The 12,647-nt window shown below is 63.2% G+C and carries 14 protein-coding genes; 3 read left to right on the top strand and 11 right to left on the bottom strand.

Annotation, left to right across the window (positions count from 1 at the left end; translation table 11 throughout):
• Positions 1 to 44 precede the first annotated feature (44 nt).
• The 5 genes from BJ994_RS03795 to BJ994_RS03775 are packed head-to-tail and all read right to left on the bottom strand — an operon-like array spanning position 45 to position 4,153.
• Entirely contained in the window at positions 45 to 1,157 is a 1,113-nt protein-coding gene (locus BJ994_RS03795) for a YihY/virulence factor BrkB family protein (protein WP_167991634.1), read from the bottom strand.
• The gene (locus tag BJ994_RS03790) at positions 1,117 to 1,716 is read right to left on the bottom strand and encodes a 2'-5' RNA ligase family protein (protein WP_167991631.1); all 600 of its coding nucleotides are present in this window, start codon (positions 1,714 to 1,716) and stop codon (positions 1,117 to 1,119) included. Before BJ994_RS03790 ends, BJ994_RS03795 begins: the two co-directional genes overlap by 41 nt.
• A 4-nt stretch (positions 1,717 to 1,720) precedes the next feature.
• Positions 1,721 to 2,776 (bottom strand): tryptophan--tRNA ligase, encoded by a 1,056-nt coding sequence (gene trpS, locus BJ994_RS03785; RefSeq protein ID WP_167991629.1) that lies wholly within the window; start codon positions 2,774 to 2,776, stop codon positions 1,721 to 1,723.
• Between the two features lie 12 nt (positions 2,777 to 2,788).
• On the bottom strand, positions 2,789 to 3,625 hold the full coding sequence (locus tag BJ994_RS03780; protein ID WP_342450267.1) for an exodeoxyribonuclease III: 837 nt from the start codon (positions 3,623 to 3,625) through the stop codon (positions 2,789 to 2,791).
• Between the two features lie 36 nt (positions 3,626 to 3,661).
• Positions 3,662 to 4,153 (bottom strand): hypothetical protein, encoded by a 492-nt coding sequence (locus BJ994_RS03775; RefSeq protein ID WP_167991626.1) that lies wholly within the window; start codon positions 4,151 to 4,153, stop codon positions 3,662 to 3,664.
• Between the two features lie 181 nt (positions 4,154 to 4,334).
• On the opposite strand from BJ994_RS03775, the gene BJ994_RS03770 reads away from it, so the two are divergent.
• Together BJ994_RS03770 and BJ994_RS03765 are read left to right on the top strand one after the other, a co-directional pair.
• Positions 4,335 to 5,111, top strand: coding sequence for a hypothetical protein (locus BJ994_RS03770; RefSeq protein WP_167991624.1), 777 nt, complete (start codon positions 4,335 to 4,337; stop codon positions 5,109 to 5,111).
• Between the two features lie 16 nt (positions 5,112 to 5,127).
• On the top strand, positions 5,128 to 5,805 hold the full coding sequence (locus tag BJ994_RS03765) for a class F sortase (protein ID WP_167991623.1): 678 nt from the start codon (positions 5,128 to 5,130) through the stop codon (positions 5,803 to 5,805).
• Between the two features lie 87 nt (positions 5,806 to 5,892).
• On the opposite strand, the gene BJ994_RS03760 is transcribed toward BJ994_RS03765, so the two are convergent.
• The 6 genes from BJ994_RS03760 to glyA all read right to left on the bottom strand — a co-directional run bounded on the left by BJ994_RS03760 (position 5,893) and on the right by glyA (position 11,450).
• Entirely contained in the window at positions 5,893 to 6,252 is a 360-nt protein-coding gene (locus BJ994_RS03760; RefSeq protein WP_167991620.1) for a VOC family protein, read from the bottom strand.
• Positions 6,253 to 6,310: 58 nt separating this feature from the next.
• Positions 6,311 to 7,144: an ABC transporter permease gene (locus BJ994_RS03755; RefSeq protein ID WP_167991617.1), complete on the bottom strand. Its 834-nt coding sequence runs from the start codon at positions 7,142 to 7,144 to the stop codon at positions 6,311 to 6,313.
• The gene (locus BJ994_RS03750; protein WP_167991615.1) at positions 7,141 to 8,019 is read right to left on the bottom strand and encodes an ABC transporter permease; all 879 of its coding nucleotides are present in this window, start codon (positions 8,017 to 8,019) and stop codon (positions 7,141 to 7,143) included. Before BJ994_RS03750 ends, BJ994_RS03755 begins: the two co-directional genes overlap by 4 nt.
• Positions 8,012 to 8,953 carry an ABC transporter ATP-binding protein gene (locus tag BJ994_RS03745; RefSeq protein ID WP_342450266.1) on the bottom strand — a complete coding sequence of 314 codons (942 nt, stop codon included), beginning with the start codon at positions 8,951 to 8,953 and terminating at the stop codon, positions 8,012 to 8,014. The genes BJ994_RS03750 and BJ994_RS03745 overlap by 8 nt, the downstream gene beginning before the upstream one ends.
• Positions 8,954 to 9,120: 167 nt before the next feature.
• The gene (locus BJ994_RS03740; RefSeq protein WP_167991613.1) at positions 9,121 to 10,014 is read right to left on the bottom strand and encodes a bifunctional methylenetetrahydrofolate dehydrogenase/methenyltetrahydrofolate cyclohydrolase; all 894 of its coding nucleotides are present in this window, start codon (positions 10,012 to 10,014) and stop codon (positions 9,121 to 9,123) included.
• A gap of 143 nt (positions 10,015 to 10,157) precedes the next feature.
• Positions 10,158 to 11,450, bottom strand: coding sequence for a serine hydroxymethyltransferase (gene glyA, locus BJ994_RS03735; RefSeq protein WP_167991610.1), 1,293 nt, complete (start codon positions 11,448 to 11,450; stop codon positions 10,158 to 10,160).
• Between the two features lie 302 nt (positions 11,451 to 11,752).
• Here glyA and purU point away from each other — a divergent pair, with 302 nt between their 5' ends.
• Positions 11,753 to 12,634 carry a formyltetrahydrofolate deformylase gene (gene purU / locus BJ994_RS03730; RefSeq protein WP_167991607.1) on the top strand — a complete coding sequence of 294 codons (882 nt, stop codon included), beginning with the start codon at positions 11,753 to 11,755 and terminating at the stop codon, positions 12,632 to 12,634.
• Positions 12,635 to 12,647: the final 13 nt, after the last annotated feature.

The raw sequence follows: 12,647 nt of genomic DNA, 5'->3' as shown, positions 1-12,647 counted from the left end.
TACCCTGACGTTTCTTGCTCCCCCCGGCGGCTGTCCCTGCCCTGCTACGTGCCCGAGACTTCCGCGGCACGGGCGGCGCGGCTGCGCTGGCGCAGCGACCTGGCGCGGCCGCCCCGGGCATGGATCCGGGCCGACCGGGCGTCGGCGGTACCGATGGCGCCCCAGGCCGTGGCCAGCAGGTAGACCTGGCTGAGCAGGAAGAACCACACGAAGAGTCCGAGGATCACAGCTGACCCGGCCAGCAGCGGGTTCCGGTCAACGTTCGCGAGCAGCAGAGTGCTGAAAGTGCGCAACACAGTACTGCCCACGCCCGCGATCAGGGCTGACTGCAGGAGTACGCGCCGGGGCATCTGCACTGCTGACGCGGACTTGAACAGAATCACCGCCACCAAGGTGTCGAGCAGGAGTGTCACCACAGCTCCGGCGATCTGTGTCAGCGGTTTGGCCGCGTCACTCAGGCCCAGCCACTGCAGCACCAGATCCAGGACAGTGTTGGCAAGCAGACCGACCGCCGTGGTCATTATCAATGCAACGGCTAGGACCAGCAGGATACCGAGGTCCTTCAGCTTCACCAGCACCGGGTTCACCTGGACGGGCGGCAGGTCGAAGATCCCGCGCATGCCCTCCCGGACGCCCCCGATCCAACGCAGAGAGGTAAGGAGCATGACAACCGTTGAAATAAGAAGGGTGAGACCCAGTTCGGCTTCCAGGCCGAACAGCTGCTCACGCGTCGCGATGCCGCTTGAAGTCGCGTCCTCCCCGTCAGTGTCAATGAGGCCCGGGGTCGTGGAATCAACAGTCCGGACGATAAGGTTCTGCAGGTTCTCATCCCCGGTGACCACCAGCCCGAGAATCGAGAACCCAACCACCAGCAGCGCCGCGATGGCAAAGAACATGTTGTACGCGATGCCGGCAGCCATCAGCGGGCCGTGGCGCATCGTGTACAGCTGGAAAGCACGCATGGGCCGGAAGGCATACAGTTTGGCGATCAGGTACTGGATGGTGGCCGCGAGAACGGGCACTCCCCCGCCCTTTTCCCGCCGTATCCGGCCAAGTTCCCCGCGGGCCCGCAGTACTTTCAGCGTCAGCTGGACCCGCTCGGTGGGAAACGGTGTGTCAGGCGCCTGCTTCTTCGCCTGCGGCAGTGTTTTGGCCAAAGATGAGCTCTTCCCGTAGTTTCCAGACGCCCGTGGTGTCGTGCTCGTACAGTCCCATGGTACGTACGGTGAAGGATGCCTCGAAGTCGTCGAGGGAGTCCTCGGCGGAATCCATGCTCGCCTCGCTGACGTCATGCGCCACGGTGACGTGTGGGTGGAAGGGATACTCGAGTTCGCGTTCGAGGGGCCCGGCCTGCAAACGGCGGTGAAGCTCCACACAGGACTCGAAGCCCTCTGTGACGTTCACATAAACCACCGGCGTGAGCGGACGGAAGGTGCCGGTGCTCTTCAACGTGACAGTAAAGCATCGCTGCGAGGCCGCGACGTCGCGAACGTGCCGGATTGTCTCCGGCCAGTCGGTTGCCGGCGTCGTCGTAATTAGCGTGATGTGCGGCGGGACGAGCGCCGCCATCGGGTCCCCGAAGGACGCACGCCACCGTTCCAATTCACCGGCAATCGGCTCAGGAATGGCGATGACCACCCCCACGCTGTTGCCTTCCACAGCGCGCCGACCCACCACGTAGGTCGGTTGGCTGATATCGCTGACGGGCCGGCTCATGATGTTAGCGGGCACCCACCGGTCCGCGGTCTGCGGCGGGGAGGAAGCCGACCTTGCTGAACACATCCGCAAGCGTGACGGACGCAATCTCGCGGGCCTTCGCTGCACCGACGGCGAGCAGCCGGTCAAGCTCGGCCGGATCGGCCAGCAGTTCCAGTGCGCGGCTCCTGATCGGCTCCAGACGATCGACGACGACGTCTGCCAACTCGACCTTCAGGTGACCGTACATGCGGCCCTCAAAGTGCCCGACGACGTCGTCCATGTCCTTCCCCGTCATCAGCGAGTAGATGGAGAGCAGGTTGGAAACGCCGGGCTTGCCCTCGCGGTCGAAGCGGATCTCTGTGCCGTCATCCGTGACCGCTGACTTGATGCGCTTCGCCGTCACCTTGGGTTCGTCCATGATGTTGATCAGCCCGGCGGCAGAGCTGGCGGACTTGGACATCTTCGCGGTGGGGTTCTGGAGGTCGTAAATCTTGGCCGATTCCTTCTGGATGAACGGCTTCGGCACCACGAACGTTTCCCCGAAGCGGGTGTTGAAACGCTGTGCAAGATCGCGGCTCAGTTCGATGTGCTGCCTCTGGTCCTCCCCCACCGGTACGCCCTCGGGTTGGTACAGCAGGATGTCCGCCGCCTGCAGGACTGGGTACGTGAAGAGACCAACCGAGGTGGAGTCAGCTCCCTGCTTCAAAGACTTGTCCTTGAACTGCGTCATCCGCGATGCTTCGCCGAACCCGGTCAGGCAGTTCAGGACCCACGCCAGCTGGGCATGCTCCGGAACCTGGGACTGGACGAACAGGGTGCAACGGTTCACGTCCACGCCGCCCGCAATGTACTGCGCAGCGGTCAACCGGGTGCGCTCGGCCAGCTCGGCCGGGTCCTGGGGCACGGTGATCGCGTGCAGGTCCGGGATGAAATAGATGGCGTCGTAGCTCTCCTGCATCCGGACCCACTGGATGAGTGCTCCGAGGTAATTCCCGAGATGGAGGGAGCTGCCCGAGGGCTGCATGCCGGAGAGCACCCGCTGGCGCTGCGCGGGACTGCTTGGAGGTGCTGAGGCCATGTTGGTGCGGTCCTAAAGCTTGTAGTCGACGACGAGCGGGGCGTGGTCCGAGAACCTGGCTTCCCACGAGTGGGCACGGTCAACGACGGCGTGGAGAGCTGATGCTGCAAGTTCCGGGGTGGCGAGGTGGTAGTCGATGCGCCACCCGGCGTCGTTGTCGTATGCCTTGCCGCGCCAGGACCACCACGTGTACGGGCCGTCCATCTCACCGGCAAGGGTGCGGTGAACATCCACCCAGCCGACGGATTCGCTGAAGAAGTGATCGAAATAGGCGCGTTCCTCGGGCAGGAAGCCCGCCTTCTTCAGATTGCCCTTCCAATTACGGATGTCCAGGGTGGTGTGGCCGACGTTGAGGTCTCCCACCACAAGGGCGTGGTCCCGTGTGCCGCGCAGGTCCGTAAGGCGTGCCGTCATCAGGTCGAGGAACCGGTACTTGTCCTCCTGCTGCGGCGATCCCGCCTCACCGGAATGGACATAGGCACTGGCAACGGTGACCTTCGCGCCGTCGAACTCGAAGTCGGCTTCCACCCAACGGCCCGCGGTGGCGAAGTATGCGTCACCGATGTGCTCGCGCGTGGCGATGGGAGCCGTACGGGATGCGATGGCCACACCCGCGCGTCCTTTGGCCGCTGCTTCCGCGTGGACGATGTGCCAGGAATCACCGAGGAGGTCCCGCACTATTTCATCCGGCGCACGCACCTCCTGCAGGCACAGGATGTCGACGTCCCGGGCAGCGAGCCATTCCTGCATCCCCCGCCGGTAGGCGGCGCGGATACCGTTTACGTTCACCGTGGCAACGCGCAGGGCATCAGGGTGCTTAGTGCTCTCAGGGGTTGGTGCCAAACTCACCCAATCAACCTTACCGGAGGGGTCAGAGACCAGCGGCTAATCTACGACCGTGCCCTCGACAGGGCCGTCGTCGTTGTTCTTCATCATGCTGCGCGCGTTGTGGGAGGTGATCTCGATGGTCTCGATTGCGCGGTCCACCATGCCCTCGTCTTTGCCCAGATGATCGCGGATAACCCTCGCCTGCACCTGGACGATCTTGAAGCTGTGGTCCAGCTTCTCATCCCGCATCGCCGACGAACGGGGGGAGGAACCCGGGCCAGCCATGCCGCCGCCGGCAGCACGGTTGAACTCCTCGATCCGGGCACCCGCCTTGCGGGCAGCCGAACGCAGGGTGAAGACCACGAAGCTGAAGATAAGCAGCCATCCGAGGGAAATGATCACCACAAGCCAGCCGACGACGTCGTTCTCATTCGCCGCGAAGACCACGGCCACAAGGAAGACCACCAGCATGATGGCCATTCCAATGCTGCCCATCCGCAGGCTCAGGCCCTTGCCCGCGGGCTTTCCAGAAGTTCCCAGTGGTTGCATTCCTCCATTGTCGCAAAGAAGCCTGCACCCGTTGCCGCCTTCCACCACCGGCGAAAACCCACCCTGCGGGAACTCAGGAAACTTTAATTCAATTCACACCCATCCGTGACCCACCGCACGTCGAACTAGGGTTATGCGTGGCTTTGAAGGCACGCGTCCCATTCGCACAACGGAGGAAATCATGAACAAGAAGGCTCTCCTCGCAGTTCCCGCTCTCGCATTGGGCATGGTTGCCCTTGGAAGCGCTCCTGCGATGGCAAACCATGCAAACGGCACCTACACCTCGGAGTTGGGTCAGCTCAACGGGACAACGGGTTCCGGCAACATCACGGTGACCATCAACGACAAGCAGGCCACGGTCTACCTGGAGGTGTCCGGCCTCGCCGCGATGCTGGATGCGGAAACCGTGTACCCCCACGTTCAGCACATCCACGGTGGAGCTCAGGGCGTTTGCCCCACCGCGGCCGCTGACGAAAACGGTGACGGCATCGTCTCCACCACTGACGGAGCTCCGTTCTACGGCGGAATCCTGACCACGCTGAGCACCAGCGGTGACACCAGCCCGGCTGCAGGTCTTGACCTGACCCTCGGCGGCCAGGGTGCCTCGTACACTGTTGAGCGCACCTTTGAGATGAACGCAGAGACCCTGGACGCACTTGCTGCCGGGACCGCTGTCGTTGTTGTCCACGGCCTGGATCCCGCAACTGCCGGCGTGAGCGAGGAAGTGTTCACATCCCCGAGCGACCTTGACGACAGCCTGCCCTTGGGTGCAACTTCACCTGCACTCTGTGGCACCTTGGCTCTCTCCCAGATGGGCGAAATGCCTCAGGGTGGCGCTGACACCGGTGTAGAGCAGCAGACCGGCTCCAACCTGGGCATGATCGCCCTCGGTGGTGGCCTGGTTCTCGCTGCAGCAGCAGGTGGCACCTACGTTGTTCGCCGCCGCGGCAACAACTAAGGACTGATCTGATTTCATGATCAGCTCGAACAACGGCCGCCGCAGAGGCTTTGCAGTCTCTGCGGCGGCCGCCCTTCTTATCCTGACCGGTTGCGGCAGCACACCCGGCAGTGACGGCGCGCAAGCGCCCAGTACGACGACGGCGCCCGCCACGTCCGCTCCAGCGTCCCCCACTCCGTCGGTAGCGGAAACAACGCCGGCCGCCGAGCCTGCGCCTGCTGATTCCCTTCCGCCGGTGATGGAAGCCTCCGAGCCCGTGTCATTCACGATCCCCTCGATCGGCGCCGGTTCCGAGCTGCTGTCCCTGGGCATCCGTGAGAACGGTTCGCTTGAGGTCCCGCCGGACGGTCCGGGAGCACCGGCGAGCTGGTACAACCAGTCACCCACGCCGGGCGAACGCGGCCCTTCCGTGCTGCTTGGCCACGTCAACGCAACGGACGGTGGACCGGGTGTCTTTGCCGACCTTCGCAGTCTGAAGCCAGGTGACCGGATTGACGTGTTGCGGGCGGACGGTTCCACCGCGACGTTCGAGGTCACCCGCGGCGAGCAGTACCCGAAGAATGATTTCCCCACCGCTACCGTCTACGGCTACACGCCGGAGTCCGAGATCCGTCTCATCACCTGCGACGGCTACGATCCCGCGACGGGGCTGTTCGACGACAACTACGTGATCTTCGCAACGCTGGTTCTCTAGCGGGTTCTACCCAATCGACTCTTCAATAGATGACCCTTTGAGGGCTCAAACGGTCATCTATTGGAGAGTCGATGCGCTTTTAATGACTCACCAGCGGACCAGACAGAACGGGTGCCCTGCCGGATCGAGGTAAACCCGGAAGGCCTCCGTACCGGAGTCCATGCTTGTGGCTCCCAGCGCGAGGACCTTCTGCTCGGCAACGTCGAGGTCCTCCACCCGGATGTCGAGGTGCACCTGCTGCGGGATGTCCTGGCCCGGCCATTTCGGCGGAGTGTATTCCTCCACTCTCTGGAAGGCCAGGGCCGGACGGTCCGGGGCGTCACCGATGGTGATCCAGCCGTCGTCGTCGTGTTGGACGCGGATCATCCCAAGCATGTCCTCGTAGAACGAAGCGAGCTGGTCCGTATTGGAACAGTCAAAGACAGTGGCGTGCCATTTTCCGATCATGGTTCCAGTATCTGCCCACAGACCTGCTGCGGAAAGACCGTTCCGGACAGCACCTCTCCTATTTCAGGAACAGCTTCCGCAACCTCGTCGTCGTGAGCACCATCCCAATGAGGATCATCACCAGGTAGTAGGTGATGTGGATTGCCGTTGCCGGAGTGAAGATGCCAACGCTGATCTGCCGCAGGAGCTCGACGCCGTGCCACAGCGGAAGTGCCTGGATGAACCACTGGATGGGCTCAGGGTACACACTCAGCGGATAGAACGTGGCCGAGAACAGGAACATCGGCAGCATCACGAAGTTGATCCAGTCCATCTGCTGGAACGTCTTCATGTAGCTGGTGATACCCATGCCGAAGGACGCGAATCCGAACGCGATCAGCACCGCCGCCGGAATCATCAACAGGGCCCACGGCGTGGTAATCAGACCCATCATGCCCATGACTGCCGTGAAGCCCGTGGCATACAGGGCACCGCGAAGCAGCGCCAGGAAGATCTCCCCGATCGCAACGTCGAGGGGGCCCAGCGAGGTGTAGAGCATCCCCTGGTACAGTTTCGCGAAGTTCATCTTGAAGAACACATTCCAGGTGGAGTCATAAACCGCACCGTTCATCGCTGACACGGCCAGCAGAGCCGGCGCGATATAGGCGGCGTAACTGATCTCCTCACCACCGGGTCCGACGACGGCGCCCACCAGTGCGCCCAGGCCCAGACCCATTGAGACCAGGTACAGTACCGGCTCGAAAAACCCTGAGACCATGATCATCCAGTTGCTGCTCTTGGTTGCCATGAGACCGCGGCTGATTACGGCCTTTGCGTTGCGCGCATAGAGGGCGCTGAACGGACGGTTCCGGGTGGTTAGTTGATAGTCCCGTGTGGTCAGTACCTTGCTCACTGGCCCAACCTCTGTTCGTAGATGCGGCGGGCGAGGATCCAACCGACGAGGGCCAGTCCGATCAGGTACAGGACGTGGATCACTGAAAGCCAGATCGGCTCGGTGTAGCCGTACGTGAGCACCCGGCCCAGCTCCGTGCCGTGCCATAGGGGTGAAATCCAGCCGATCCAGCGCAGGAAGACAGGGAGCGTCTCAAGCGGGAAGAACGTCCCGGAAAACAGGAACAACGGCGTCACGATGAAGCGCATGACCAGCGCGAACTGCCCCTTGTCCTCCTTGATGCTGGCCGAGTAGGCCATGAGCGGCAGCCCGAAGGCCAGACCGCAGAGGACGGCGACGACGATCGCCATTGAACCCCATGCCGACGGCGAGGCGCCGAACAGTGCGACGATGGCGAAGTAAATCGCGGACATCAGGAACAGGCGGATGGCGATCGCGATGATGTAGCCGTTGACAATCTGATGAACGGCAAGCGGGGACGCGTGCGGCCCGTAATAGACCCTGCGCCATTTGAATCCGTCCATCACCGGATACGTGAACTCCGTGGCCGCCGCCATGATGGTCGCCGAGGACAATAGGGCCGGTGCGATGAAGGCAAGGTAGCTGACCCCTCCGAAGGCGGCCTCCGCACTGTTCTGGTCCACCAGGGTGGCCAGGCCTACGCCCATTGCGAAGAGGTACATTACCGGGTTGCCCACACTGTAGGCGAGCAGGGTCCAGCGATAGCCGTTCATGACCTTCAGGGCATGCTCGGCGTAGTACCAGGAACCGAACTTACGGGCCCGCTGCGCCGCTACCGTGGGTGAGTGTGCCTTAAGGGTGGGCACCGCGGTCGTCGTGCTTGTGTCCGGGTTGCCCGTGCGTTGGCTAGTCAATGAGGCTCCTACCGGTCAGGCGCAGGAAGACATCCTCGAGCGAGGACCGGCGCACCAGCGAGGTGATGGGGTGCAGCCCGCGGGCAGTGACCTGCTCGAGTGCCGCTTCACCGTCTTCGGTGTAGATCAGGACGCGGTCGGGCAAGGGTTCCAGCCGGTCGCCGATGCCCTGCAGGTCAGCGGCGACGGTCGCGTTACGCTCGGACCCGAAGCGCAGCTCAAGCACCTCACGGGTTGAGTGCTCCCGGATGAGCCTGGCAGGCGATCCCTCGGCCATGATCTGTCCCTTGTCGACAACGACGAGGCGGTCGCACAGCTGCTCGGCCTCATCCATGTAGTGGGTGGTGAGGATCAGGGTAACGCCGGACTCCTTGAGGCGGAACAGGCGGTCCCACAGGATGTGGCGGGCCTGCGGGTCCAGGCCAGTAGTGGGCTCGTCCAGCAGCAGGATCTTCGGCTCGTTGATGAGCGAACGCGCAATCGTCAGGCGGCGCTTCATACCTCCGGAAAGGGAATCGACCTTGGCCTTCGCCTTGTCCGTCAACTGTGCGAATTCGAGGAGCTCATCCGCCTTGGGTTTCAAATAGCTCATTGGCAGTCCGAAATAGCGCCCGTACACCAGCAGGTTGTCGCGCACGCGCAGCTCTTCATCGAGGTTGTCCTGCTGGGGCACCACCCCAAGGTGCGCGCGGACCTCAGGACCGTGCTGCTCCGGATCGAGGCCCATGATCGTGAGCTTGCCGGAGGTGCGCTGCGAGACGCCGCCGATCATCTTCATGGTGGTCGACTTGCCGGCGCCGTTGGGACCGAGCAGGCCGAACGACTCCCCTGCCGGCACGTCAAAGGAAATGTTGTTGACCGCAGCGAAGTCGCCATAATGCTTGGTCAGTTTCTCAGCCGAGATGACGTAGTCCGGAATAGTTTGGTTGGGCACCAGATCAGACTAGAGGATTTCTGCGATTGGTAAAAGCCAATCATTTATTAATGAGGACGGCGAACGTCCGCATTCTCCCTTCGGTACTGGAGTAGCTTCCAAGCGGGGAACGACGACGGCCGCCACCTTTCGCGATGAAGGTGGCGGCCGTCGTCGTCGTACTTTTTCTAGCGAATGCTGATGCCTGCCTGCCGTTCGGCTGCTTCCACCACGTTCGAGAGCAGCATCGCCCGGGTCATCGGGCCTACTCCACCCGGGTTTGGCGACAGCCAACCGGCAACCTCCGCGGCGTCCTTCGCGACGTCTCCGCTCAGCTTCGCCTTGCCGGTGTCCGAGTCGATCACCCTGGTGACGCCGACGTCGAGCACGATAGCCCCCGGCTTCAACTGCTCAGCGGTGATCATGCCCGGCATTCCTGCGGCGGCTACGACGACGTCGGCCACGGCCAAGTGCCTCGGCAGGTCAACCGTGCCGGTATGGGCGAGCGTGACCGTGGCGTTGATCGACTTGCGGGTCAGCAGCAACCCGAGCGGCCTGCCCACCGTGACTCCACGGCCCACCACGAGGACGTTCTTGCCTTTGAGGTGAATATCGTGACGCAGCAGGAGCTCCACGATGCCGTTCGGGGTGCAGGGCAGCGGGGAATCCAGCCGGTCTTTGACATTGAGCACGAGTTTGCCCAGGTTGGTCGGGTGCAGCCCGTCTGCATCCTTCCCCGGGGCCATCCGCTCGAGGATCGCGTGCTCGTCCAGGTGGGGCGGCAATGGCAACTGGACGATGTAGCCGGTCGTGGCGTCGTCGTCATTCAGTTCATCGATGACCTTCTCGAGATCTTCCTGGGTGATGTCCCCGGGAAGATCCCGCCGGATTGAGTTGATGCCGAGCTGCTCGCAATCGCGGTGCTTAGCTGTGACGTACGTGTGGCTTCCGGGATCGTCGCCGACCAGGACCGTACCCAGGCCGGGCGTGATTCCCTTCGACTTGAGCGCGCCTATCCGATCCGCCAGTTCACTTCGGATCGTTGCTGCGGTGGCCTTGCCGTCAAGTATCTGTGCGCTCATCTACGCGGCTCCTTTATCCAACTGTTCGAGCAAGAAGGCTTTGCCGCGCTCACAGCAGCCTGTGAAGCAGCATTCGTCAGTGGGGATGTCGTACGCGCTCGAGGCGGCCGCAGCCGACTCCAACGCGTCCGTCGGGAGGTCTTCTACCATTCCTCGTGACCAGGGTAGAGCGGGAAGTCGGCGGCGAGGCGCGAAACGCGTGCGCTCAATGCCTCGATGTCGGCGCCGGGCTTCAGGACCGACGCGATGATCTCGGCGACCTCGGTGAATTCGGTTGCACCGAAACCGCGGGTTGCGAGCGCCGGCGTTCCGATGCGGAGGCCGGAGGTGACCATCGGTGGGCGTGGATCGTTCGGGACGGCGTTCCGGTTTACAGTGATGCCGACCGAGTGCAGAAGGTCTTCCGCCTGCTGGCCGTCGAGCTCGGAGTGGCGGAGATCAACCAGGACGAGGTGCACGTCAGTGCCGCCGGTAAGGACTGAAACACCGTGCTCGGTGACATCGTTGCCCATCAGGCGTTCCGCAATGATGCGGGCGCCCTCTAGCACACGCTCCTGGCGCTCCTTGAATTCCGCGGAGCCGGCGATCTTGAAGGCAGTGGCCTTGGCCGCGATGACATGCATGAGCGGCCCGCCCTGCTGGCCCGGGAATACGTTGGAGTTGAGCTTCTTCGCCCACTCCTGCTTGGCCAGGATCACTCCCGAGCGGGGTCCCGAGAGCGTCTTGTGGACGGTGGAGGTGACGACGTCGGAGTGCGGCACCGGGCTCGGGTGCAGATCCGCCGCTACCAGGCCGGCGAAGTGAGCCATGTCGGTCCACAGCAGGGCGCCAACCTCGTCAGCGATCGACCGGAAGGCTGCGAAGTCGAGGTGCCGCGGGTAGGCGGACCAGCCGGCGATGATGACCTGCGGCTTCTCCGCAATTGCCTGCTCGCGGACGCGCTCCATATCGAGCCGGTTGGTGTCGTTCTCCACACCGTAGGCAGCGACCTCATACAGCTTGCCGGAGAAGTTCAGCTTCATGCCGTGGGTCAGGTGCCCGCCGTGCGCCAGGGAGAGGCCCATGATCTTCTCGCCGGGCTTGATCATGGCCGCAAGCGCTGCGGCGTTCGCCTGAGCTCCGGAGTGCGGCTGGACGTTGGCGTACTCGGCGCCGAACAGTGCCTTCACGCGCTCGATGGCGAGGCTCTCGGCGACATCGACGTGCTCACAACCACCGTAGTAACGGCGTCCGGGATACCCTTCGGCGTACTTGTTGGTCAGCACCGAGCCCTGCGCCTCGAGCACGGCGCGGGGCGCGAAGTTCTCCGATGCGATCATTTCTAGGGTGTCGCGCTGGCGCGCTAGTTCATTCTCAAGGACCGCGGCGATTTCCGGGTCAACCTCAGACAGAGGTGCGTTGGTGACGGACTGGGTCACAGAGGGAGATGAGGTCACGGGAGGCTCCTGGTTGTGGCGGCTTTCTACAGGTCAGGCTACCTGCTGAGCTCGCTGCACCCGAAGTTGGATGCATACTGCAGCAGGTACAACTTGACCTACGTCCCAGGCGTGCGATCCGTGGTCGGTGCTTGAGCGCCGTCGTCGTACAACAACGGCGCACTTGCCGCTTCCTGGTGGTTACCCACCTAACGCCAGTCGCGACATCCCGATTCTACCGGCTCCGCGGGATGCGCGGGAAGTATGTCCGACGGTGACTTCCGACGCCGCGGGCTTGCTCTGGGGGCCGGTACCCTTGGAGCGTGACCTCCGCTGTACTTTCCGAAGGCGCCGGCAACGCGCCGTCGTCGTTCATTCTGACCCTCTCCTGCGATGACCGGCCCGGCATTGTGCATGCGGTCTCCGGCGCGCTTGTAGCAGCCGAATGCAACATCACCGAGTCGCAGCAGTACGGCAGCCCTGACACGGGAACCTTCTTCATGCGGGTCGCGATGACCACGTCCTCGCCGCAGGCCGCCGTCACAGCGCACTTGTCCCCGGTCGCGGAGGCCTTCGGGATGACCTGGAACCTCCACGTCGCCGGAACACCGGCGCGAACGTTGATCATGGCGTCGAAATCCGCCCACTGCCTCAACGACCTCCTCTTCCAGCAGCGCGCAGGGATGCTGCCGATCGAAGTACCAGTGATCGTTTCCAACCACACGGAGCTAGCAGACCTCGCTGCGTTCTACGGCGTACCGTTCCACCACGTGCCGGTGACCGCTGACGGTAAGGCCACTGCGGAGTCGAAGTTGCTTGAGCTGGTGGCCCAGTATGAGATCGAGCTGGTTGTACTCGCCCGGTACATGCAGGTGCTCAGCGACAGTCTGTGTTCACAGCTGGTGGGGCGGGCCATCAATATCCATCACTCGTTCCTGCCTTCATTCAAAGGTGCCCGGCCTTACCACCAGGCTCATGCGCGCGGGGTGAAACTGATCGGTGCAACTGCGCACTACGTGACACCGGCGCTGGACGAGGGGCCGATCATCGAGCAGGAAGTGATTCGCGTAGACCACGCGCGGACGGCGCCGCAGCTGGTTGCGATGGGCGCCGACGTCGAAAGCCGGACGCTGGCGCAGGCAGTCAAGTGGCACGCTGAACACCGGGTGCTGCTCGACGGCACGCGTACCGTGGTATTCAACTAACGCCTTTTCGAGG

This window comes from Arthrobacter pigmenti (genome assembly GCF_011927905.1).
GTDB lineage: Bacteria > Actinomycetota > Actinomycetes > Actinomycetales > Micrococcaceae > Arthrobacter_D > Arthrobacter_D pigmenti.
Note: the sequence above shows the minus strand (reverse complement) of the source record. Positions and strands in the feature narration are given on the sequence as shown.

Excerpts from the sequence above, each read along its gene's own strand:
- BJ994_RS03760 (WP_167991620.1), bottom strand. The coding sequence starts at position 6,252 with ATGATCGGAAAATGGCACGCCACTGTCTTTGACTGTTCCAATACGGAC.
- BJ994_RS03770 (WP_167991624.1), top strand. The coding sequence starts at position 4,335 with ATGAACAAGAAGGCTCTCCTCGCAGTTCCCGCTCTCGCATTGGGCATG.
- BJ994_RS03790 (WP_167991631.1), bottom strand. The coding sequence starts at position 1,716 with ATGAGCCGGCCCGTCAGCGATATCAGCCAACCGACCTACGTGGTGGGT.
- BJ994_RS03765 (WP_167991623.1), top strand. The coding sequence starts at position 5,128 with ATGATCAGCTCGAACAACGGCCGCCGCAGAGGCTTTGCAGTCTCTGCG.
- BJ994_RS03775 (WP_167991626.1), bottom strand. The coding sequence starts at position 4,153 with ATGCAACCACTGGGAACTTCTGGAAAGCCCGCGGGCAAGGGCCTGAGC.
- trpS (WP_167991629.1), bottom strand. The coding sequence starts at position 2,776 with ATGGCCTCAGCACCTCCAAGCAGTCCCGCGCAGCGCCAGCGGGTGCTC.
- BJ994_RS03740 (WP_167991613.1), bottom strand. The coding sequence starts at position 10,014 with ATGAGCGCACAGATACTTGACGGCAAGGCCACCGCAGCAACGATCCGA.